The sequence below is a fragment of the Psychrobacter sp. VH5 genome (assembly GCF_050572635.1).
GTDB classification, from domain to species: domain Bacteria; phylum Pseudomonadota; class Gammaproteobacteria; order Pseudomonadales; family Moraxellaceae; genus Psychrobacter; species Psychrobacter celer.
Window position 1 is genome coordinate 865291 of record NZ_CP192145.1, and the last position, 22427, is coordinate 887717.

Below are 22427 nucleotides of genomic sequence, written 5' to 3' on the forward strand. Positions count from 1 at the left end.
TAGAATTTTCTTTATATATGAGCGTATATATTCATATTTAAGAAAGCTGCTTTTTCTAGGATGGCAAGGGAATAGACCTATGTTTGTGTTTATCCTAGCACAAGCTTTTTGTTAAAAAACGATACAGGCGTCTGCTTACCGGCGGCATCGCGGTTGTGTTTTGGTAACGATGAATTGTAAAAGCAGTACGATAGCGCCATTATTACTACCATATCTTATAAGCTATAATGATAAAAATAGATGTGAACAGCTAGCGCAAAAAATGAAATTAGGAGAGAAACGATGACACGTAAATCTATGGTAAAACCCATGCTGATAGCAGCGGTACTAGCGACGTCTAGTGCCGGCCTCAGCGGCTGTGGCTATAATAATTTGCAAGCGCAAGATGAGCAGGTAACTGCATCGTGGTCAGAGGTGGTCAACCAGTATCAGCGCCGCGCAGATTTGGTGCCAAACTTAGTCAAAGTGGTACAGCAGTATGCTGAGCAAGAGCAAGAGGTGTTTACTCAAGTGGCCGAAGCGCGCGCGCGTGCCGGCAGCATTACCGTTACGCCAGAGGTGCTAAACGACCCAGAAGCGATGGAGCGTTACGCCGCCGCCCAAGAGCAGATGACAGGGGCGCTGTCGCGTTTGATGGCAGTGTCTGAGCGCTATCCTGAGCTCAAGTCAGATGCGTTGTTTCAAGATTTACAAGCTCAGCTAGAAGGCACAGAAAACCGTATCGCCGTCGCGCGCAACCGTTATATCCAAGAAGTACAGGGTTATAACACCACCGTGCGTCAGTTCCCGACCAATATCACTGCCAAAGTATTTGGAATGGACACTAAGCCAAACTTTAGCGTGACCGACGAAGAGGCTATTTCGACTGCGCCAAGCGTCGATTTTGGTGACTCGGCGAACACGAGCGCTGAGTAGCGTCTAAGTCGCCATAAAATAAAGCGGTGTTGACCGCTTTATTTGTTTTAGGGGTTGTGGCACTGATGTTTATGACCCAGAATTTTACGAGCCTAAATTTTAGTGTTTTATAATTTTACAATAAGTACAGCGGTCACTTAAGGTGGTATAGATTAGATGAATCATTCAAAAGCAATCTTATCAGTATTACTATTTACACTGAGTCTGGGCGGTGCACCGATGCTGCACGCCGCGCCCAACGACGCTGCTGATAGTGCGGTCGCTGTAGATAATGGCTCAAACGTGCAGAGCCGCAGTGTTGAAGAATTGGTGGCAATTGCCAAAGCAGGCGAATCCAATGAAGCCATTAATGAGGCAGTATTGGGGAATGAGGCGATCAACGAAGCCATTCTTAGCAATGACAATCAAGATAGCAATGACGCCATCAATTCTAATGCAGCGCAAACGACTGCTGCGCCAATACAATCAAGCGCCAAAAGCGTCGATGCTGACAAACTGATCCTAAACTCGCCTGTGGTGGATCAAGCCAATATCTTAAACCCGCAAGAAAAACAGCGCTTAGAGGCGCAGCTTAAGAGCATCTATCAGCAAGGTCTGGCGCAGGCGGCGGTTGTGATTGTACCGACGACCAACGGGCTGCCGATATTTGACTATGCGTTACAAGTGGCAGAAAAATGGCAGCTGGGCGACCAAGATATAGATGATGGTTTGCTGATGGTTGTCGCGGTCAATGACCGTAATATGTATGTTTTGACCGGTTATGGACTTGAGGGCGTGTTGCCTGATGCTGCGGTCAATCGCATCATTCGAGAAGACATCACCCCTTTTTTTAAACAAAACAATTATGGCGCTGGTATATTGGCAGGGGTAGACGCGCTAAAGACACGCCTGAGCGCTGATCCTGAGGTGCTGGCGCGTGCCGATGCTCAAGCAGCAGAGCGTAGTGCGCAGCAGGGAGATGACGAGGTACCATCGCCGATCTTTTTGTTTATCATGGCGATGATTTTCGGTGGTTTTATCACCAACATATTTGGCCGTGTGTTTGGCTCTATCCTGACGGCTGGCGGCTTTTTTGCAGGCTCACTGGCGCTGGGTGGCGGATTTTTTATGACCGTCATTATGGCGATATTTTTGTGGATGTTCCTTATCTCACGTGGCTCAGGCGGTGGCCGTGGTGGCCGCGGCGGCGGTGGCGGCATGATTTTCTTACCGGGCATGGGCGGCGGTAGTGGTGGCAGCTTCGGTGGTGGTGGTTTTGGTGGCGGCGGCTTCGGCGGCGGCGGTGGTGGCTTTGGCGGCGGCGGTGCCGGTGGCTCTTGGTAGCCTTATACAATGAAAAAAACAGTCGTGAGCAACGACGTATTTGAGGAAGTAATATAATGGCAGAAAACAATACTGCACATCCCAGCTTTGCCCGCTGGTGGCGCCAAGTCTTGTTTGTGCCTTTGATGCACAGCAAGTGGCTGACAGCGGCTGCCAAAGCGCGCTTGACAGCAAAAGTAACCAGCGCGGAGCGTGGTCATCGCGGCGAGGTATTTTTGATTATCGAAAACCACCTTCCTATTCAGCAGGCTTATCATATGGGCTGCCGTGAGCGCGCCATTGATTTGTTTAGTGAGTACCGTGTGTGGGATACCGAAGAAAACACAGGCGTGCTGGTCTATGTCAATATCTGTGAGCACAGTTTAGAGATTGTGGCAGATCGTGGCATCAGCGCCCATGTCAGCCCGACAGTGTGGCGCGCCATGTGTGACAAAGCTGTCGCTGGTATTGCCAACCAAAAAACAGAAGAAAGCTTGCTTGAGCTATTAGATGAAGTGGGGCAAGTGCTGCGGCAGTATTATCATCTCGAGCATGACCCTGCAGGCAACGAGCTGTCTGATACAGTGGTGTATTTGAAGTAAGTTTGCTAGTTTTTACTTGCTAGTGTTTAAAGAAAGCCTGATCAACACGCCCTAAGCATTTTTACTAAATGTTTTCACTTAGGAGTTTTTACTTAGCGGGCTTTTGTTAAATTCTTAAAGCGCTGTGCTGCTCACCTATTCACCTGTAGGGTTTGTCTATAGGGTTTTTGCGTCAATTCAAATATAATATCGTCTGTCCTAAGACAAACCGCCCTTACTGAGATATTATGATTGAATTAATAAAAAAACTGCCAAAAGCTGAGCTACATTTGCACATCGAAGGCTCGCTCGAGCCTGATCTGATGTTTCGATTGGCGCAAAGAAACGACATCCAAATACCTTATAAAGGCATAGACGACGTCCGCCGCGCCTATAACTTTACCAACCTACAAACCTTTTTAGATATTTATTATGCTGGTGCCAACGTCCTTATCACCCAGCAGGACTTTTATGATTTGACGTGGGCCTATATCCTAAAGTGTGTCGAAGACAACGTCATTCATACCGAGATATTCTTTGACCCGCAGACCCATACCGAAAGAGGTGTTGAGTTTGCAACCGTCATTACTGGTATCAAATCAGCGCTGGTAGATGCCAAAGAAAAGTACGGCATCACATCTTGTATCATCATGTGTTTTTTACGGCATTTGTCGCAAGACGCAGCATTTGAAACTTTAGAGGCGGCCATGGCATTCAAAGATGATATCGTCGGAGTGGGGCTTGACTCATCCGAGCTGGGCAATCCGCCGTCTAAGTTTACAGAAGTGTTTAGACAGGCCAAAGCCGCTGGCTTCAAAGTGGTCGCCCATGCTGGCGAAGAGGCAGATTTTTCTTATATTTATGAGGCGTTAGACGTTTTGCGCAGTGACAGGATCGATCACGGCGTGCAGGCGATACATAGCGCGGCGCTGATGCAGCGCCTAAAAGCGGAGCAAATACCGCTGACCGTATGCCCGAATTCAAATATCGAGCTTAAGGTGTTTGAGAGCTATCAAGACCACAATATAAAAACGCTGTTAGACTATGGGCTAAATGTCAGCGTTAACTCTGACGACCCTGCGTATTTTAAAGGCTATATCAATCAAAACTTTATCAATCTGGTAGAAAACTTGCCGCTGACAGAAGACGATATTGTCACTTTGGTAAAAAACTCCTTTAGAGCGTCATTCATAGATGATGATCTAAAACGAGCGTATTTGGCACGAGTGGATCTTGCGCTGCAATAAGCACGGCTCACGATGTCAAAAAAGGGGGAACGCTTTATATAACTCGCTCCCCCTTTTTATTGCGTGACTTGATAGCCACGTATCTGATTTATTTGGACTCGACCATATCATTGGCCGCACTTATAAATCAGTAATCGCTTCTATCAGCGGCGGCAGTATCACGCCTGCTTTTTCTGCAAATGTGATATCGACGATGGTGTTTGGTGTGGGATTGGGGTTTATCTCCATAACTTGCGCGCCGTTTTGTTTGGCTAATTGCGCCAATCCCGCAGCAGGATAGACGAGGCTTGAGGTACCGATACTGATAAACACCTCGCAATTAGCCGCAGCCTCTTCTGCACTCTGCCACGCCTGTACAGGTAGGGCTTCGCCAAACCAAACAATATCTGGTCTGATATAACCACCGCAATGCGGACAGGTGAGTAGGGTATTGTCAAAGCTCATATCGAGACGCGTATTAACGCTCATAGTGTTTTGCATAGTGTCTTGATGGTCGGATGCGGCGCTTGATTGCTCCTGATAGGGCGCATTACACTGACCACAGCGGTTGCGCCACAGATGCCCATGTAGATGAGTCACCGAGCTACCCGCTTGTTCATGCAAGTCATCGACATTTTGGGTGATGAGTGCCACTGTTTGATCGGAGGTTTGCGCATGATACTGCCACTGAGCCAATGCATGATGCGCAGGGTTTGGTGCTTTATCAGCTACCAACTGCCTGCGCCACTGATACCACGACCATACAAGCTTTGGATCACGAGTAAAGGCCTCAGGGGTTGCCAAATCCTCGACGCCGTAGTTTTCCCATAACCCTGTTTGCTTATCTCGAAACGTTGGGATGCCGCTTTCTGCAGAAATACCAGCCCCAGTCAAAATGCAAATACGTGATTTCGATTTCAACAGTTGTGCTGCACGCTGTACTTCTGTTATGAGTGCGGGTGTTAATTCTGCTAACATGAGCCAACCCTTATTAATGATGGATATGTTTTCTTATGATAGACGGAATGTGGTGGCTTGTCATACTATTCACTGTGATTGCCGCCTTGTGGCTATTGGCAAAATCACGTGGCGCAAAGACGAACACAGGGCGCAGTGGTAAGCAATCAAACCAGCTGCCCTCTAATGACGCGCTACAAAAAACCTCAGTGCTGTTTAAGCAGTTTTTTCCTGATTATCAAGTCACGCGTAAAGCCAAGCATTTGCTCATCAGCCAACAAGGCAAAAAAATCGCGATGATTACCATTGATAAAAAAATTGCTGAAGGTAAGCGTCGTTTGGGTGAAGTACCTGTGATTAATTATCACCGTGTGCCTAGCCGTGCTCAGATGGCTACTCATTTGCAAGAGGCAGAGTAGGCGGCGCTTGTATCAGTGGATAAAGAGCAAGTGGGTATTCTAAAAGAAAGTTTTTTTAGAGCTGGTCATTTCACAAGTTGGCCGTTTAAAAGAGGCGGCTTAATTAAATAGTCACGTGACGAATAACAAGCGAGAAGCTGCAAGTAAATTTAACAACAATTGATAGAGGCTACTAGGTCATGATAAATAATATCAAAAGACTTGAAGTTTTGATATTAAAGGGCTTTAGAGGTTTGAGGTAATGCTAGGAAGTGGTGAAATACGATGATTGGTGCGCTCGGCGGGAATCGAACCCACGACCCTCGGCTTCGGAAACCGATACTCTATCCAACTGAGCTACGAGCGCATAAAACAGACTTAAAAATCAAGACCGCTTAGTCTAACAAATAAAAGTCAGAAAGCCAATAAACGAAGGCAGAGATTGAGGTTTTTTAAGAAAAAACAGGATAGTCATTAAACAAGCATGGCAATCTACCTGCCTTTTCCCTTATAATGTCAGGGAGAATTCATATTTATAATCACCGATTGCAAGTGTGCTGGCACGCGGGATGGCTGTTTGCTATTGATGACGAGAGGTCGTCAAAGGAGGACAGACAGAATGTCCGAGCCGTGCCAGCCTTTGTATACGTAATAAGAGAACGTGACGAATGAGAAAAGTAGTTATGTTATCGGCAGCTGCCATTCTAGGAATCGCTAGTATCGCGGTGAGCCAAGCTGAAAGTGTTGTCGACACGCCTGTGACTGTCTCTGATGTAGCAGAAGCGCAGGAAGTGGTAGAAAACGCACCTGAGCAGTTGGGCGATGACCCACAAGCTGCTGCAGATACCACTGATGGCGACGCTGCGACTGACGCTGCGGCCTCAGAAGATGGTCAAGCAGATGACGCAGTAGAAACTGCCGCTGCCGCACCTGCCGCCGAAGAAGAGATTCCACAAGATACGCCGCAAGTGCAAAAGCTTATCGCGCTATATCCAAACTTGATTGCTCGTATTCAGCCAGTTGCCAAAGTCTGCTTCGAAGACGACGAAGTGTGTGACGTGACCCCGCGCGCCGCTGGCCCAGCCGCTGGCGATGGTCCTCGCGACGGCAAAGCTGTGTATAATGCGGTATGTCAGACATGTCACGGTGCAGGCCTACTTGGCTCACCTATGTTGGGCGATGCTGGCGCATGGGGTCCACGTATCTCAAAAGGTAAAGACACCCTATATACCCATGCCATCAATGGCTTTAACGCCATGCCTGCCAAAGGCGGTGCGGATATCCCTGATGAAGAAGTTCAAAACGCTGTCGATTATATGGTTGATGAAGCAAGCTAAACAGTTGCTTTTATCGGCTTGGGATGTCTGATTTAGATTAAATAGGCATCCGTAACCTGTCAGGGTCTGTTGACTTGCCGTGAGCGACTTGCCGCAAACTATATGTATCTGTAAGCTATATGTATAAAGCCTATAACTCGCCTATTTCATTTTATGAGGTAGGCGTTTTTTTTATGATGAGTATTATCAAACGGATGGTTCTGGTATAGCACCGTTGAAATCCGACCCTAGTAGCCTCATTTTATGAGATTACATCGTCTCATTTAGCTGTTTTTCTCTTCTCAAACGCTTTTACATCGATAATCAATAAAGAGGTATTCATGTCTGAGGTACCAGCACTTGCTATCCAGAATTTATCCAAAACCTATGGTAATGGGTTTTCGGCACTCAAAGATGTCAGTTTAACCGTCCCGCAGGGTGGTTTTTTTGCGCTGCTGGGGCCAAACGGTGCTGGTAAGTCAACGATGATTGGCATTATTAGCTCACTTTTTAAACCCACCACTGGCAGTGTCAAAATCTTTGGCACCGATTTGCTCGAAAACCCAGCGCTGGCCAAGCAGTATCTTGGCGTGGTGCCGCAAGAGTTTAATTTTAATCAATTTGAAAAAGTCCAAGATATCTTGATTACGCAAGCAGGGTATTTTGGTATCCCGGCCAAAGAAGCTCGTCCAAGAGCCAAGCGCTTGTTGACCGCGCTTGGGCTGTGGGATAAGCGCAACAGTAAATCACGCGAGCTATCTGGCGGGATGAAACGTCGTCTGATGATTGCTCGTGCTTTGATTCACAAACCAAAACTATTGATTTTGGATGAGCCGACGGCTGGGGTCGATATCGAGCTGCGCCGATCTATGTGGGAGTTTATGCAGCAGATCAATATCGAAGAAAAAACCACCATTATCTTGACCACTCACTATCTTGAAGAAGCAGAGCAGTTGTGTAAACGCATTGCGATTTTGGATCATGGTGAGATACGCATCAACACCGAAATGAAAGATTTGCTCGCTCAACTATCGGTGGAAACATTTGTTTTTGATCTTGAAACCCCGTTGACCCAGCCGCTAGAGCTGGATGGGGTGACAGGGTTGTCGCAGCCAGATGAGCAGACCCTAGAGGTAACCCTAACAGAAGGCGAGTCGTTAAATGGTGTGTTTAACCAATTATCTGCTCAAGGTATTACGGTGGCCAGTATGCGCAACAAAGCCAACCGCTTAGAAGAGCTATTTATGCGCTTGGTAGAAAAAAACATTCAAAGTGCAGACAGTATGAAGGAGGCGGGATTATGAGTCAAAAGGCCGTTGATCAAGATCAGAGCATCGACTATCACAAAACCATGTCGTGGAATAAAAGATGGATCTCTTTTCGTACCATCTGGCTAAAAGAGGTGCGCCGAATCCTACGTATCTGGCCGCAGACCCTACTGCCACCTGTCATTACCATGAGCCTGTATTTTGTCATCTTTGGTAAGATGATCGGCTCACGTGTCGGTGAGATGGGTGGGGTGCCGTATATGCAGTTTATCGTGCCTGGTCTAATCATGATGGCGATTATCACCAACAGTTACTCCAACGTTGTCTCAAGCTTTTTTAGCGCCAAGTTTACCGCCAGTATTGAGGAGCTTTTGGTCTCACCGGTCTCCAAGCATGCGATTTTGATGGGGTATATCAGTGGTGGTATTTTCCGCGGGCTGGCGATCGGTTTGATTGTCTCGATTGTGGCGTTGTTTTTTACCGATTTGGGTATCGAGCACTTATTTGTCACGGTGTTTACCGTCCTTGGCACCTCGACTTTGTTTTCATTAGGCGGCTTTATCAACGCGGTATTCGCTCGCTCGTTTGATGACATCTCTATCATTCCAAGCTTTGTATTGACGCCGCTTACTTATCTTGGCGGGGTGTTTTATTCGATGGAGAATCTGTCACCATTTTGGCAAAACGTCTCGTTATTGAACCCGATTGTCTATATGGTGAATTCGTTCCGCTACGGTATTTTGGGGTATTCTGATGTCAACGTTTGGTACTCGATGGCGGCGATTTTTGTATTCTGTGCGATATTTTATACCATCGCTTATCGTTTGTTGAATAATGGCTCACGCGTGCGCTTGTAATGGTCAGCGTGTGAAGCGATAGCGATGCCCAAAGCGCTGTCGGTTGAGCAGTTAGGGTTTAACGATTAAATAGTAGGAAAGTAAATGAGCATACATGGCATCTTAGGTGAGCAAACCACCGATTATCCGACGCAGTATAGTCCAGAGACGCTATATCCGATTGCGCGCAGTCTGGGTCGTGACGCGATTGGTTGGCAAGACGATAAATTAGCGGTGGGGGTGGACTGGTGGCAAGCCTTTGAGATGTCTTGGTTAAATAAGCAAGGCGTCTCGCAAGTTGCCATTGCGCGCTTTGGTATTCCTGCCAGCTCGCCATTTATTGTCGAGTCAAAATCGTTGAAGCTTTACTTAAACAGCCTAAATTTTACCGAGTTTGCCAGCTGGGACGACGTGCAAGCGCTGATAGCCAAAGACTTATCAGCCTGCGTGCAAGCTCAGGTAACCGTTGAGTTGTTTCGCTTAGATGATGAAACATCAGGGCTACATATTGCTCAGCCCGATGGCGTCTGTATTGATGATGCCTTGGTAAATAGTAGCGAGAAGGTAATACTGTGTGCGCATCCCGATGCGTCATTGCTGCGGGATGAAGCAGAGGCGCGTGGTGAGAGTGTGATAAGTGATGGCACTCAGCCTTATCGTTTTTATTCTAATTTGCTGCGTAGTAACTGTCCGGTGACCAACCAGCCAGATTGGGGTACATTAGCTGTGTCAATTACAACGGAGCAGCCCATTCATACGGCCAATCTGCTGCGCTACCTCTTAAGCTTCCGTCAGCACAATGGTTTTCATGAGCAGTGCGTCGAGCAGATATTTGCTGACTTGAGCCAACACTATCAGCCACGCGCATTGATGGTTCGCGCGTGGTACACCCGCCGCGGCGGTATCGATATCAATCCTTGCCGCGTCAGTGATATGAGTTTGTTGCCGACGCCGAGTCGTTTGCTGCGTCAATAGAGCCATCGTTTAAAATAGCTTGGCTGATACAAAAAAAGCGCCTATCTTATTGAATAAGACAGGCGCTTTTTATTGCATAAGTTTTACTAATAAAACTATTTGCTACTTACTTTTGCCATGACTTCTTCGCGGCCGAGCATTTGTTTTTCTGATTCACGGCGATTGACGTACTCAAATTTACCTTCGGCCAAATTACGGTCAGAAACCACGATGCGATGCGGGATACCAATCAGCTCAAGATCGGCAAACTTGACCCCTGGACGCTCGTTACGGTCGTCTAGCAATACGTTGACGCCCTGCGCTTTTAGCTCTTCGTATAACGCGGTGGCCGTTTGCATGACGGTTTCTTCTTTAGACTTCATCGGAATGATAGCAACTTCAAAAGGCGCAATCGAGTCCTCAACGGTCGGCGTTTGTGGCCACATGATGCCGTTTTCGTCGTTATTTTGCTCGATGGCTGCTGCGATGATACGGCTGACGCCGATACCATAACAGCCCATCATCATGGTCACAGGCTTGCCATCCTCACCAGAGACGGTTGCGTTCATCGCTTGTGAGTATTTATCGCCCAACTGGAAGATATGACCGACTTCGATGCCGCGTTTGATTTTGAGCGTGCCTTTACCATCAGGAGAAGGGTCGCCTTCTTGCACATTACGCACATCAACGATACGCGTAATGCTCGCATCACGTGCCCAGTTCATGCCGATGGTATGTTTATTCACTTTATTCGCTCCTGCCACAAAGTCTGACAAGGTCGCCGCTGAGCGATCGACAAATACCGGCATATCCAAATCCACACCGATATAGCCTTTATGCAGGCCAGCGGCTTTTAGCTCTTCATCAGAGGCCAGGGTCAATGGCACGTTGGCTTCTTCGATTTTCTCAGCTTTGATGGTATTAAGCTGATGGTCTCCGCGTAGTACCACCGCAATCAGCTGCGGTGAGCCATCTTCTTTATGACCATGGACGATCAAGGTTTTGACGGTATTGGCAAGCGGAATATCTAAGTGTTCCGCCACCATCTTACAAGTGGTCATGCCTTCGGTGAGCACGTCTTCGCGCTCTTGCTTTGGCGGTTGGCGTTCAGCCATATTAAATGAGATAGATTCGGCAAGCTCGACGTTGGCCGCATAGTCTGAGGAGTCAGAAAAAGCGATATCATCTTCACCGCTGTCAGCCAACACATGAAACTCATGCGAGGCAAAGCCGCCGATAGAGCCGGTATCCGCTTGTACCGCACGGAAGTCTAAGCCTAAGCGGGTGAAGATACGCGTATAAGCCTCATACATATCATGATAAGTCTTTGCGAGCGAAACTTGATTGACATGGAACGAGTAGGCGTCTTTCATGGTGAACTCACGCGCGCGCATCACACCAAAGCGGGGACGAATCTCGTCGCGGAATTTCCCTTGGATCTGAAAGAAGGTAATCGGTAGCTGCTTATAGCTGCGGAGCTCGCCTTGGGCCAGATTGGTGATGACCTCTTCGTGCGTCGGGCCTAGCACAAAATCCCGATCGTGACGGTCTTTAAAGCGCAATAGCTCAGGACCATAGTCATCAAAACGCCCGGTGGTCTGCCACAGCTCAGCGGGCTGCGTCATCGGCATCAGGACCTCTTGAGCGCCTACGTTTTGCATCTCTTCACGAACAATGCGTTCGACCTTTTGCAAGACGCGTAGCCCCATGGGCAACCAGATATAAAGCCCCGAGGCGATTTTACGAATAAGACCGGCACGCACCATCAACTGGCTTGAGACGATGTCGGCGTCGCTTGGGGTTTCTTTTAGAGTGGCAAATAAAAATTGACTGGCTTTCATAAATAAAGCGTAACCTTATCAACGATAAAAAAATAAGAAATAGTGGGGTGTTGAGCATAGGGCTATCGTTTCATGGACGCCGTAAGCTTACCTTTATCACTTAGCAATGAACTAGGGGCTTCCTAGTAGATAATGTGTCGCAACTGGTCTCTAACCACTAATCGCGGGCAACTACGCTTTTGCGGCAAAGACACTGGTAAAGCAGTATCGTCACAAAACCGCTCTCACAATAAAAGGGCAGATTTGGATTGACGTATCGATAGAGTAGACGGCGACATATCGGAATTGAAAAAGTCATCAAACCTGTGATGAAAACCTATCTTGCAAAAAACCTGACCAATAAATCTGTGCCGACATTTTACCAATACAATCTGTCTATGTTAGGTAAAGTTCGCCCAAGACGCAATGACTTTTTGTTTTTTCAGCCGTAACTTCGGTCAAAGAATGGCAGATGATTATTGAGACTCGATTATTTATCAGTGTTAAGCTGATTTATGGCAAATGGCGCGCGTATTTTTACTCATAATCTGGTTGCAGGTTATGTTGCGTCTTGGTAGCTATTACTTGAAGTAATAGGTGATTAGTAGCATTTATAGACAGACAGGCGGATGAGATAGGCAAGTGGTATCGCGCAGCGAGATAAAAGTACGATTTGATAATAGCGAGGCAATAAAAAGCGCTGTTAAGTCGCTGTCGCCAAGCGACTCATCTGCTCTATATAACTGATAATACTGAAGGTGGTGTCAATGAATCATCCTGATAATAAAGCGCCTGCGGATAACGCGCGCGACAACAAATATCCAGCGCCAAATCCACCAACAAAAAAGCCCATTGCCTTTATGTCGTGGCTGATATTGCTGATTGGTTTGGCCGCGCTGGCATTTGCTATCTATAGTATGCAGCCGGCAAGTGAAGAAGCGCCTATCGAAACCATCAGCCGTGAGGGCGTGGTGACGCAAATTCAGCAGTTAAACCGCCTACAGACAGTCGCCTTTAGCGTGGATACAGTGATTACCAGCGAGCGGCAAGGCAGCTGGATGAAGCTGTGGCAAGATGAACAAAAGGGGCTGTTTATCGCGCGCGGGCGAGTCGATGCGGGCATAGATTTGAGTGCGCTGACGCCTGAGATGGTGCAAGTCATCCAGCCCGATCCAACGACTGACAGTGAAGCGCTGCGCAAAGCTGCTCAAAATGACACGCAGGCCACAATCGCCAATACCGCCGCCATGATGCCGCAAATCAATATCACCTTACCGCCGTCAGAGATATTTTCAGTATATCTGGATGATATTGAGATTTATGACTGGCAGACGGGCGCATTTGGGTTGATGCAGGTCGATCCAAAGATACTTGCGCAAGCACAGACCATGGCAAAAAAAGAAGTGCTAGAGCGTGCCTGCCGCGGTGATGTGATGAATATTGCCTTGCAAAACGCCCAGGCGCAGCTGCAGCAGTTATTTGCCATGACGGGCGCGGTGGTAACGGTGACCACCCAAGGCGCGGGCGCGTGTCAGTTGCCCTCGTAGCACGTCAGTCGACTGTATTACGATTTTTTAAACTCAGCAATGGCCAACTGACGAGCCGCTTTATGCTCGACCATCGGCACAGGGTAGTCGATATCAGCAAACTTGCCGCCCTTTGCCAGCTCTTTACGCATCTTGTCTTCACTATGCAAGATGCTGGCAGGAATGTCTTTTAATTCAGGCAGCCAAGTTTTGATAAACACGCCATCCTTGTCATGTGTTTTGCCTTGGCTAAAGGGATTCATGATCCGAAAGTAAGGCGCAGAGTCTGTACCGGTTGAGGCGCTCCACTGCCAGCCGCCATTATTAGAGGCAAAGTCGCCATCGATAAGCTGCTGCATAAAATAGCGCTCGCCTAAGCGCCAATCAATCAGCAAGTCTTTGGTCAAAAACATCGCGGTGACCATACGCAGGCGATTGTGCATAAAGCCAGTCGCATTTAGGCTGCGCATCGCCGCATCAACGAGTGGCACGCCTGTCTTGCCAGTACACCATGCCTCAAGGTCATCCTTGTCATACGACCAATCAATCTTCTTATCTGTCTCTTCTTTATAGGCCTTGTGGCGGATAAGAGCCGGCTTGTCCACTAGCACATGGCGATAAAAGTCACGCCATGCCAGCTCACTTATCCAGCGATTGATGTCTTCATTGTCGCCATCATTGCCGTGTAGTTTTTCTTGCGCTAGGCTTGCCTGTAGATAGCATAATCTAGGACTGATGACGCCAATGGTCAGGTAGGCGGATAGCTGACTGGTGGCCTCGAGGCTAGGTGTATCACGGCTGATATCATAGTCGTCGATGTCATTGGCAATAAAGTCGTTTAGACGCTGACAGGCAGCTGTTTCGCCTGCAGGGTAGGCGGCGCGGGCTTTTGTTAATTGAGCATCCATATCGAGATGCTGCGATAAATCAGCCTTTTGTCGTGCGTTTTGATAAGTGCTGACCACCTTGTTACTCAATGCTTCGATGTCTTGTAGTGTGGTGGCGCTGTCTTTTGATAATTTTAGCTTGGTTTTATTATTATTTATGGCGGTGGCTTCATGCATTTGTATGCTGCTGATATCCAAAGTATGCCGCCATTTTTTATAAAACGGGGTAAACACTTGATACATGCTATCGCCATCATTGGTGGTGATGCTTTGTGGTGGCAAGATACATTGGTCATGCCAGCGTACAAACTCGATATTGTCCTTTGCTAGCTGCTTTGCTAATTTTTCATCACGGTCGATCTCATTGCCTTCGTACTCATGATTGGCCATGATACAGCGGATATTATTGTCCTGACACAGTATGCTGAGCGCGTCGATACAGTCGACAAAGCTGGGGCAACGTTGTACCGTCAATGTGATGTTTAGCTGCGCTTGTAGCGCCTTGGCAAGTATGGGCAAGGTGCGGGCGATATGATCCACCTGTACTAAGGAAGTATCGTGCGCATGCCACTGCTCTGGCGTCAAAAAAAACACCGCACTGACGCGCGCATGATCTGCCTGCGCGCGCTCGCAAAGTGCCGTCAGCGCTGTATTGTCATGCAGTCGTAAATCTCGGCGAAACCACATTAGATAATGCGGCATATTCATATCCGTATTATCATCGTTATCGCCATTAGCAGACGCAGTCTTAGACATGCAAGTATCCTTATACCAATCAATCGTAATCATAAACAAAACTATGAATAAAAGTATGCTAGGATAAGTTTTTTGATGCAATGGGTTTGGCAGATAAGTAACAAATCAGCATCATAGCGTCAGGTCGATATAAAAGGGATACAACGAGATTGGTAGCACCAGACTCTCAGTGCAAGTAGATATTGAACCTATTAAATCTTTTAAGCCTTTCAAATTAAGGTCAGACAATGCAGGTGAAGTTTTGCGGGTTTACCCAGCTTAGTGATGTTCAGAGCGCTGTGCAGTTGGGTGTGGATGCGGTTGGTTTGGTATTTTACCCACCAAGCCCGCGTGCTGTCACGCCCAAACAGGCGCAGTCATTGAGTGCCGCTGTACCGGCGTTTGTCAGTGTCGTGGCACTGGTGGTCAATATGACTCACGATGAGCTGCTGGCGCTGGCAAACCATGTACCTTTTGACATCATTCAATTCCACGGCGACGAAACGCCTGAGCAGTGCCAGCAGCTGGCAAGCGCGGTCAATAAACGCTGGATCAAGGCGCTACGTATCGATGCCGAGCAAGACACGGCAGCTAGCGTGCGCGCGCGTATCGATAGCTTTGCCGCGATGGGTGCCAGTAGTATCTTGCTCGATGCTTATCATCCGCAAAAATACGGCGGTACGGGCGCGCGCTTTGATTGGAGTTTGATACCACAGGGCAGCGCGCTACCGATTGTCTTAGCCGGCGGCCTCGCTGCTGATAATGTCGCAGGCACACTTGATTTACCTATCTATGGCGTCGATGTCAGCGGCGGTATCGAATCTGCTAAAGGCAAAAAAGACGCTGCCAAAATGCGCGCCTTTATGAAGGCAGTCAAACGTGACCGATGGCAAAACGAGACGGTCACTGACGGGCTTTAAGATAATTGCTATATTGGTGTCTATGTGATGTCTATATGTTGTTATTTGCTCGTTATTCCGAATTTTTGCTTGTCGCCTAGTTATATGACGATATGGCGGCAAGCCTAGACGCTTTATCTCCTTCATCTTTATATTAAAAGCCCCCACTTATCGTAGGAATTATCATGAGTCATGCCTCAAACAAAGCGCTATCTGATGCTGCAAAATCTATCAATACCTTTACCAATCCAGCAGATGTGCAAGACTTTAATCAATACCCTGATGCACGCGGACACTTTGGTGTCCATGGCGGTCGTTTTGTTTCTGAAACGCTGATGGCGGCATTAGAAGAGCTTGAAACCTTATATACCAAAGTCAAAGCTGATCCGGCTTTTTGGGAAGAATATCACAATGATTTGGTCAATTATGTCGGTCGCCCAACCCCGCTTTATCATGCCAAACGCCTGAGTGATGAGATCGGCGGCGCGCAGATTTATTTTAAACGTGAAGACCTCAATCACACAGGCGCACACAAGGTCAATAATACCATCGGGCAGGCACTACTTGCCAAGATGTGCGGCAAAAAACGCATCATCGCCGAGACGGGCGCAGGACAGCATGGCGTGGCGACAGCGACAATTGCCGCGCGCCTAGGCTTAGAGTGCATCGTCTATATGGGCGCTGATGACGTCGAGCGCCAAAAGATGAACGTCTATCGTATGCGCCTGCTTGGTGCGACAGTGGTGCCAGTGACGTCTGGCTCGCGCACTCTCAAGGACGCCATGAACGAAGCGATGCGCGACTGGGTGACCAACGTTGACACCACTTATTACATCATCGGCACCGTTGCAGGGCCGCATCCTTATCCGCTACTGGTACGTGATTTCCAAGCGATTATCGGTAAAGAAGCCCGTATTCAACATTTAGAAAAAACCGGCAAATTGCCTGATGCGTTGGTTGCCTGTGTTGGTGGGGGCTCAAACGCGATTGGGCTGTTTTTTGATTTCTTAAACGATACTGACGTTAAAATGTATGGCGTCGAAGCAACGGGTGACGGTATAGAGACTGGCCGCCATTCAGCGCCATTGGCCGCTGGTCGCATCGGCGTGCTGCATGGCAACCGCACTTACTTGATGGCAGACGATGAAGGTCAAATCCAAGAGACGCACTCTATCTCAGCGGGTCTTGATTACCCTGGCGTCGGTCCTGAGCATAGCTTCTTAAAAGACATGAAACGCGTCGAATATGTCGGCTGCACTGATAAAGAGTCGTTGCACGCTTTTCATGAAGTCACGCGCAAAGAAGGCATCATACCTGCATTAGAGTCTGCGCATGCTGTCGCCTATGCATTGAAACTGGCGAAAACCATGACCCCTGAGCAATCTATTGTCGTCAATATGTCGGGTCGCGGTGATAAAGACTTGCATTCAGTGATGAAGGCAGAAGGGATTGAAGTGTAATATGGAAAACAAAACTATTAAAGAGATGTTTAAAGGTTTTTATCAACTTTCTGAAGAGGATTTTAGTGAACTTTGGGAGCATGGAACATTCGTATTCGATACGAATGTTCTGCTAAACCTTTATAGGTATAAAAACGAAACAAGCACAGCTATTATCGAAATAATTGAAAACCTTGGTGATAGAGTATGGGCACCTCATCACGTTTTGCTAGAATTTCATCGTAATAGATTAGAGGTAATAGCTGATCAAAATAGAAAAGTAAATGACATTAAAAAGAATATCGAAGAATCTATTAAGAGTATTGAGAATAAATCTAGTGAACTTCAGTTAGAAAAGAGGCACAATCAAATAGATCCTCAAGCCTTTTTAGGAAAATTTAGAGAGTTGGAAAAGACTGTACTTGAAGAACTAGAAAAGGTAAGTCTGAGAAAACTCGACAATAGCTTTGATGATAATATTTTAGCTAAGATTACTGAGGTTTTTGAAGGCAAAGTAGGTCAACCACCAGAAAGCCAAAAATGGCTAGATGCTGTCTTTAAGGATGGGGATGAAAGAGCTGAAAATGAGATTCCACCAAGTTTTAAAGATATTCAAAAAGCAAAAAAATCGAATACTAAGTCTATACCTTATACACATAACCTATTGAAGTACCAGCATGGTTATGGTGATCTCATAATTTGGATGCAAATAATAGAGCACGCTAAAAAAGAAGGTAAAAAAAATATAGTATTCATTACAGATGATAAAAAAGAAGATTGGATGCAAATTATATCTTCAAATGGATCTAAAGTTATTGGACCTAGACCTGAGCTAGTGAGTGAAATATGTAATAAAGCTAATGTAGACAAGTTTCATATTTATAATACAGAGTCTTTCTTAAAATTTGCTGAAAAATACCTTCAGACAGAAATAAAAGAAGCAGCAATTAAGGATGTGAAGAACACCTATTATGAAAACAGTTTATTTGAAAAAAATAAATATTTTGATTTGATTGGAGAAAGCACCAAAGTTCAGGATAGCACTTTAGTAAACCAGCTTAACTTTCCAAAAGAACTGTTTTACTCACTAAGTAATAGAGGCTCAGATATTGTAGAAGAGTGGTTAGAAAATAAATATTCTTATATCAAGAAAGGAAGCAATGGTTTATATGATTTTTATGGGTTTTATCCAAACGATTCTATCATCCCCATAATTATTAAATTCTCTACTGGGCTTAGGCTTCGTGATCTACCACTAATTTTAGAAAGGCTGATGCTAGACTATGAAAACGGCAATAAGTTCAAGAAATATCATATAGTATTTGTCATGAATTATTTTACGAATGACTCTATTGGCGCTGATACTATATATTCAATGATAAAGAAGGATATCAAAAAATATAATGAGAAGTTTGAAGACTATCTGTTCCATTTTGATATTGATATAACAGTTGGTTTTATCGATAAAGAAAGTAAGAAGTTTGAAACTATGATTAATTATGAATTTGGTATTTAATATATATTAGAGAATCACTATGACCCGAATTGAAAGCACTTTTGAAACTTTAAAATCACAAAACAAGAAAGCCTTGATTCCTTATGTGATGGCAGGTGATCCAAATCCTGCGACGACTGTAGGTCTATTGCATGACTTGGTCAAGCACGGCGCAGATATGATCGAAGTGGGTTTGCCGTTTTCTGACCCCATGGCCGATGGGCCAACTGTTGCCTTGGCAGGCGAGCGCGCCTTAGCAGCTGGGACCAGCACCCGCGATGCGCTAAATATGGTGGCAGAGTTTCGCAAGCAAGACACGCAAACGCCAATTATCCTGATGGGTTATCTAAACCCTGTCGAGATCATCGGTTATGATAATTTTGTCACCTTATGCGAGCAGGCAGGCGTCGATGGTATTTTGATGGTGGATTTGCCGCCAGCGGAGGCGGGAAGCTTTACCCAGCACTTGACTGAGCACGCGATGAATGAGATTTTCTTATTATCGCCGACTACTTTGCCTGAGCGCCGTGAGCAAGTGCTGACCCACTGCGGTGGCTATATTTATTATGTGTCGCTCAAAGGCGTGACGGGCTCAGCGACGCTCGATACCGATGATGTCGCCATTCAAGTACAAGCCATCAAAGCAGAGACCGATTTGCCGGTCTGCGTAGGTTTTGGTATCCGTGATGCGGCCTCTGCCAAAGCGATCGGACAGCATGCTGATGGGATTATCGTTGGTAGTGCGCTGGTACAAAACTTCGCCGATATCGATGCTAGTGATGTAGCGGCAGTGGCCAATGCTCAACAAAAAATCATGGCAAAAATGGACGAGCTGCGCGGTGCTTTAGACAGTTTGACAGTTTAACGGACGGTATCATAGGTAAGCGGTGAGTTGTTCAAGGTGTCCCTAGGGGTGATGAGCTGAGGCGACGGCGCGCTGGACGAATGACAAGGTTTATCATAACAGGGTTTATAATAACAATGTCTATAAAGACAGCACGAAATGGCTTTGCTAAAGTTAGTTTACGTGTGTAAACTAACCTCACATATAAATTATGACCGTCTCGCATGAGCGTACCTGCTGATGGCTGATATCATCGAGTGCTGTGACGATTAAATTGATTTTATAAATGGACTCTTAGGGACAAGTAAACGAGCCAACTTGCCTGTAAGCCTTTGATAATAGCGAATACTATGACTGATACAATAACCAAAGCTGATATGACAACTCCAAACAATATCGAAAAAACCGCAACTGACAAACCCAGCGCCGAAAAAAACGGCAATGCTGCTGGCAAATCGTGGTTTAATCGCCCAATACCTGGTATTAAGCAGCAACTGACCGCTCCATTGACTGCGGTTGAGACTGAACCATCGACCAAGTGTAGCAACTGCCACTCGATGATTACCAATACCGCGCTGATTTTTAACTGTTATGTGTGCCCGCATTGTGACCATCATCTACCGATGAGCGCTCGTGAGCGTCTAAACTGGCTGCTCGATCAAGTAGATGGCGAGCTGGGGCAAGAGTTCAATGCAAAAGATCCATTGAGCTTCGTCGATAGTAAGCCGTATCCGCAGCGCATGAGCGAAGCACAAGACAAGACAGGCGAGTCTGAAGCGCTGATCGTGATGTATGGCAAGCTGCGCAATTTAGACATTGTCACTTGTGCCTTTGATTTTCGCTTTATGGGCGGCTCGATGGGATCGGTGGTCGGTGATCGGTTTGTACAAGCCGCTGAAAAAGCCCTTGAGGAAAAAATCCCACTGGTCTGTTTTGCAGCCTCAGGCGGCGCGCGTATGCAAGAAGGCTTGCTGTCGTTGATGCAAATGGCGCGCACCGCCGCTGCGATTGAGCGCTTGCGATTGGCGGGCGTACCGTATATTGTGGTGTTGACCAACCCCGTCTATGGCGGTGTGACAGCCTCGCTGGCGATGCTAGGAGACATTCATTTGGCAGAGCCAAAAGCGATGATTGGTTTTGCTGGCAAGCGCGTGATCGAGCAGACGGTACGCGAAACCTTAGAAGAGCCGTTTCAGCGCGCTGAGTTTTTGTTAGAGCATGGGGTGGTGGATGAAGTGGTGCATCGTCATCAGCTGATCGATACCATTTATCGTCTGCTGGCAAAACTGTGTCACGTCACCAATGTGGATGCGTAACGCCGCACCGGTTATGGCGCTTATCGCATAGGCACAGCTACAAGACTGCTCTTAAAAATAGCATTTATCGTCAATCACGGTAAATGCTATTTTTGCTTTTTGGCTCGGTAGTTATATACTGTCTTCAGCTTTTATTTGATTCTTTTTTGATAGGTTTTCTTCATGTCTGACTCCTTAGTTGCTACCTCAAGTACGCCCGATAACCAGTCTAGTTTGACCGAATGGCTCAATTATATGCAGCAGATCCATGTGTCAGCGATTGACATGGGGCTGTCGCGCGTGTTGCCAGTGGCTGAGGCGCTAGGCTTGGTACAGTCCGCCAAAAACGATGCTTATGTATTTACTGTAGCGGGCACCAATGGTAAAGGCTCAACGACCGCAGTGATTGCGCAAATGTGCCAAGCGGCAGGGTATAAAACGGCGCTGTATCAATCACCGCATTTAAGCGTTTTTAATGAGCGGGTGCGCATCGATGGCGAGATGGTCAGCGATGAGACCTTAATCAATGCCTTTAGTAAGGTGGAGGCAGCGCGGCTGCAGTGCGATTTGACATTGTCGTTCTTTGAGATGACGACACTTGCTGCGTTATTGATATTTGACGAAGCAAACTGCGCGGTATGGGTATTAGAAGTGGGGCTGGGCGGTCGCTTGGATGTGGTCAATATCATCGATCCTGACATGGCGGTGATTACCAATATCGGTATCGATCATATCGATTGGTTGGGCGACAATGTCGAGGATATCGGACGCGAAAAGGCAGGTATCTTGCGTGAGGATATCACGCTGATTTATGGGGCGACTACGATGCCAGATAGCGTGCAGCAGGCGATTGATCAGCATCAAGCGCGCTGCTATCAGGTCGAGCAGGACTTTGCTTACCAAAGCCTCGACTCAGCCACATGGCAGTATAGCAATGCCGCTGTCACGATGCAGCTACCACGCCCAGCATTGTCGCTTATGAACACTGCCAATGCCTTATCGGCTGTGCTAGCCAGTCCATTAGATATCGATATCAGTGCCATCGAGCAGGCGCTGCAGACAGTCAAGCTGGCAGGACGGTTTGATTACCGCCATACCCAGCAGCGTCATTGGCTATTTGATGTGGCGCACAATGAGCAAGGTGTCGAGTTTTTATTGGCGCAGCTTGTACCGCTTTGGCAGCAGCACCTCGCCGAGCAGCACGAGTCTAAAGACAGTCATAGCGGCAGCCAACCTACCAGCATCAAAATGCTGTTTTCTATGTTAGGTGATAAAGATATCGACCATGTCGTCCAGCGCTTAAGCCAAGCTGGCTTGCCAATCAGCGAGTGGTTTATCGCGGAGATTGACTATCCACGTGCCGCGAGTACCGAGCATTTATACAGCGTCCTGTCTCGCCATGTCGAGCAGACGCAGATACATCAGTTTGACAGATTAAAAGACGCCACGCAGGCGGTGATGCAAGCGAGCGGTGCACAGGACCTCATCGTGGTGTGTGGCTCGTTTCATACCATCGGTGAGGCATTAGCAGCATTGACCACCGATCAGTGATAATCGATGAGGTGACGACCTGTGATTGATTAAAAGGGCTTTGCTTTCGTGTTACGCTTAGCACAAGTGTGATAGCAGACAGCGCGAAAAATATGCTTTATAATCAAAGTGATTGAAATATAGCGTATAACGCCAAAAAACTGACGGATGGGTAAACTTGTAGAGCCTTGCCCGCCAAGGTCT

At 47.0% G+C, this 22427-nt stretch carries 19 protein-coding genes and 1 tRNA gene; 16 read left to right on the forward strand and 4 right to left on the reverse strand.

Annotated features, from left to right (window positions below; all coding sequences use genetic code 11):
* Positions 1–282 precede the first annotated feature (282 nt).
* From ACNFVB_RS03650 to ACNFVB_RS03665, 4 genes are all read left to right on the forward strand, one after another.
* A complete protein-coding gene (locus tag ACNFVB_RS03650; protein WP_075102559.1) occupies positions 283–915 on the forward strand; it encodes a LemA family protein in 633 nt (210 codons plus the stop codon).
* Positions 916–1071: 156 nt separating this feature from the next.
* Positions 1072–2238 (forward strand): TPM domain-containing protein, encoded by a 1167-nt coding sequence (locus ACNFVB_RS03655; RefSeq protein ID WP_430738138.1) that lies wholly within the window; start codon positions 1072–1074, stop codon positions 2236–2238.
* A 56-nt stretch (positions 2239–2294) separates the two neighbouring features.
* A complete protein-coding gene (locus tag ACNFVB_RS03660; RefSeq protein ID WP_075102557.1) occupies positions 2295–2819 on the forward strand; it encodes a TPM domain-containing protein in 525 nt (174 codons plus the stop codon).
* Positions 2820–3046: 227 nt separating this feature from the next.
* The gene (locus tag ACNFVB_RS03665) at positions 3047–4045 is read left to right on the forward strand and encodes an adenosine deaminase (RefSeq protein WP_430738139.1); all 999 of its coding nucleotides are present in this window, start codon (positions 3047–3049) and stop codon (positions 4043–4045) included.
* Positions 4046–4165: 120 nt separating this feature from the next.
* Here the strand turns inward: ACNFVB_RS03665 and ACNFVB_RS03670 are convergent, their stop codons facing one another.
* On the reverse strand, positions 4166–5002 hold the full coding sequence (locus ACNFVB_RS03670) for an SIR2 family NAD-dependent protein deacylase (RefSeq protein ID WP_430738140.1): 837 nt from the start codon (positions 5000–5002) through the stop codon (positions 4166–4168).
* 35 nt (positions 5003–5037) lie between these two features.
* On the opposite strand from ACNFVB_RS03670, the gene ACNFVB_RS03675 reads away from it, so the two are divergent.
* Complete coding sequence (locus ACNFVB_RS03675; protein WP_430738141.1) at positions 5038–5400, forward strand: hypothetical protein; 363 nt, start codon at positions 5038–5040, stop codon at positions 5398–5400.
* Between the two features lie 269 nt (positions 5401–5669).
* Here ACNFVB_RS03675 and ACNFVB_RS03680 read toward each other — a convergent pair.
* Positions 5670–5746: transfer RNA gene (locus ACNFVB_RS03680), tRNA-Arg, on the reverse strand.
* Positions 5747–6047: 301 nt separating this feature from the next.
* On the opposite strand from ACNFVB_RS03680, the gene ACNFVB_RS03685 reads away from it, so the two are divergent.
* The 4 genes from ACNFVB_RS03685 (at position 6048) to queF (ending at position 9774) form a co-directional block, all read left to right on the forward strand.
* A complete protein-coding gene (locus ACNFVB_RS03685; protein ID WP_289056802.1) occupies positions 6048–6716 on the forward strand; it encodes a c-type cytochrome in 669 nt (222 codons plus the stop codon).
* Positions 6717–7036: 320 nt separating this feature from the next.
* The gene (locus ACNFVB_RS03690) at positions 7037–7999 is read left to right on the forward strand and encodes an ABC transporter ATP-binding protein (protein WP_198336670.1); all 963 of its coding nucleotides are present in this window, start codon (positions 7037–7039) and stop codon (positions 7997–7999) included.
* Positions 8000–8046: 47 nt separating this feature from the next.
* Entirely contained in the window at positions 8047–8820 is a 774-nt protein-coding gene (locus ACNFVB_RS03695) for an ABC transporter permease (RefSeq protein WP_105246556.1), read from the forward strand.
* Between the two features lie 84 nt (positions 8821–8904).
* Entirely contained in the window at positions 8905–9774 is an 870-nt protein-coding gene (queF, locus tag ACNFVB_RS03700; protein WP_430738142.1) for an NADPH-dependent 7-cyano-7-deazaguanine reductase QueF, read from the forward strand.
* Positions 9775–9869: 95 nt separating this feature from the next.
* On the opposite strand, the gene ACNFVB_RS03705 is transcribed toward queF, so the two are convergent.
* The gene (locus tag ACNFVB_RS03705) at positions 9870–11594 is read right to left on the reverse strand and encodes a proline--tRNA ligase (RefSeq protein ID WP_430738143.1); all 1725 of its coding nucleotides are present in this window, start codon (positions 11592–11594) and stop codon (positions 9870–9872) included.
* A 746-nt stretch (positions 11595–12340) separates the two neighbouring features.
* Between ACNFVB_RS03705 and ACNFVB_RS03710 the strand changes: the two genes are divergently transcribed.
* Positions 12341–13120: a DUF4230 domain-containing protein gene (locus ACNFVB_RS03710; protein WP_430738144.1), complete on the forward strand. Its 780-nt coding sequence runs from the start codon at positions 12341–12343 to the stop codon at positions 13118–13120.
* Positions 13121–13137: 17 nt separating this feature from the next.
* Here ACNFVB_RS03710 and ACNFVB_RS03715 read toward each other — a convergent pair whose 3' ends face one another.
* Positions 13138–14742: a cryptochrome/photolyase family protein gene (locus ACNFVB_RS03715; protein WP_430738145.1), complete on the reverse strand. Its 1605-nt coding sequence runs from the start codon at positions 14740–14742 to the stop codon at positions 13138–13140.
* A gap of 227 nt (positions 14743–14969) precedes the next feature.
* Here ACNFVB_RS03715 and ACNFVB_RS03720 point away from each other — a divergent pair, with 227 nt between their 5' ends.
* From ACNFVB_RS03720 to folC, 6 genes are all read left to right on the forward strand, one after another.
* Positions 14970–15641, forward strand: coding sequence for a phosphoribosylanthranilate isomerase (locus ACNFVB_RS03720; RefSeq protein ID WP_430738146.1), 672 nt, complete (start codon positions 14970–14972; stop codon positions 15639–15641).
* Positions 15642–15805: 164 nt separating this feature from the next.
* Positions 15806–17080, forward strand: coding sequence for a tryptophan synthase subunit beta (trpB, locus tag ACNFVB_RS03725; RefSeq protein ID WP_430738147.1), 1275 nt, complete (start codon positions 15806–15808; stop codon positions 17078–17080).
* 1 nt (position 17081) lies between these two features.
* On the forward strand, positions 17082–18575 hold the full coding sequence (locus ACNFVB_RS03730; RefSeq protein WP_430738148.1) for a PIN domain-containing protein: 1494 nt from the start codon (positions 17082–17084) through the stop codon (positions 18573–18575).
* A 19-nt stretch (positions 18576–18594) separates the two neighbouring features.
* The gene (gene trpA, locus ACNFVB_RS03735) at positions 18595–19419 is read left to right on the forward strand and encodes a tryptophan synthase subunit alpha (protein WP_430738149.1); all 825 of its coding nucleotides are present in this window, start codon (positions 18595–18597) and stop codon (positions 19417–19419) included.
* A 329-nt stretch (positions 19420–19748) separates the two neighbouring features.
* On the forward strand, positions 19749–20714 hold the full coding sequence (gene accD, locus ACNFVB_RS03740) for an acetyl-CoA carboxylase, carboxyltransferase subunit beta (RefSeq protein WP_430738150.1): 966 nt from the start codon (positions 19749–19751) through the stop codon (positions 20712–20714).
* A 162-nt stretch (positions 20715–20876) separates the two neighbouring features.
* A complete protein-coding gene (gene folC, locus ACNFVB_RS03745; protein WP_430738151.1) occupies positions 20877–22244 on the forward strand; it encodes a bifunctional tetrahydrofolate synthase/dihydrofolate synthase in 1368 nt (455 codons plus the stop codon).
* The last annotated feature ends 183 nt before the right edge of the window (positions 22245–22427 follow it).

Bases quoted from the DNA above. Each gene is read 5' to 3' on its own strand.
- ACNFVB_RS03730 (WP_430738148.1), top strand. From the start codon at position 17,082: ATGGAAAACAAAACTATTAAAGAGATGTTTAAAGGTTTTTATCAACTT.
- ACNFVB_RS03715 (WP_430738145.1), bottom strand. From the start codon at position 14,742: ATGTCTAAGACTGCGTCTGCTAATGGCGATAACGATGATAATACGGAT.
- ACNFVB_RS03670 (WP_430738140.1), bottom strand. From the start codon at position 5,002: ATGTTAGCAGAATTAACACCCGCACTCATAACAGAAGTACAGCGTGCA.
- ACNFVB_RS03695 (WP_105246556.1), top strand. From the start codon at position 8,047: ATGTCGTGGAATAAAAGATGGATCTCTTTTCGTACCATCTGGCTAAAA.
- trpA (WP_430738149.1), top strand. From the start codon at position 18,595: ATGACCCGAATTGAAAGCACTTTTGAAACTTTAAAATCACAAAACAAG.
- queF (WP_430738142.1), top strand. From the start codon at position 8,905: ATGAGCATACATGGCATCTTAGGTGAGCAAACCACCGATTATCCGACG.
- ACNFVB_RS03705 (WP_430738143.1), bottom strand. From the start codon at position 11,594: ATGAAAGCCAGTCAATTTTTATTTGCCACTCTAAAAGAAACCCCAAGC.
- ACNFVB_RS03685 (WP_289056802.1), top strand. From the start codon at position 6,048: ATGAGAAAAGTAGTTATGTTATCGGCAGCTGCCATTCTAGGAATCGCT.
- ACNFVB_RS03675 (WP_430738141.1), top strand. From the start codon at position 5,038: ATGATAGACGGAATGTGGTGGCTTGTCATACTATTCACTGTGATTGCC.
- accD (WP_430738150.1), top strand. From the start codon at position 19,749: ATGACTGATACAATAACCAAAGCTGATATGACAACTCCAAACAATATC.
- ACNFVB_RS03655 (WP_430738138.1), top strand. From the start codon at position 1,072: ATGAATCATTCAAAAGCAATCTTATCAGTATTACTATTTACACTGAGT.
- ACNFVB_RS03690 (WP_198336670.1), top strand. From the start codon at position 7,037: ATGTCTGAGGTACCAGCACTTGCTATCCAGAATTTATCCAAAACCTAT.
- trpB (WP_430738147.1), top strand. From the start codon at position 15,806: ATGAGTCATGCCTCAAACAAAGCGCTATCTGATGCTGCAAAATCTATC.
- ACNFVB_RS03710 (WP_430738144.1), top strand. From the start codon at position 12,341: ATGAATCATCCTGATAATAAAGCGCCTGCGGATAACGCGCGCGACAAC.
- folC (WP_430738151.1), top strand. From the start codon at position 20,877: ATGTCTGACTCCTTAGTTGCTACCTCAAGTACGCCCGATAACCAGTCT.
- ACNFVB_RS03650 (WP_075102559.1), top strand. From the start codon at position 283: ATGACACGTAAATCTATGGTAAAACCCATGCTGATAGCAGCGGTACTA.
- ACNFVB_RS03660 (WP_075102557.1), top strand. From the start codon at position 2,295: ATGGCAGAAAACAATACTGCACATCCCAGCTTTGCCCGCTGGTGGCGC.
- ACNFVB_RS03665 (WP_430738139.1), top strand. From the start codon at position 3,047: ATGATTGAATTAATAAAAAAACTGCCAAAAGCTGAGCTACATTTGCAC.
- ACNFVB_RS03720 (WP_430738146.1), top strand. From the start codon at position 14,970: ATGCAGGTGAAGTTTTGCGGGTTTACCCAGCTTAGTGATGTTCAGAGC.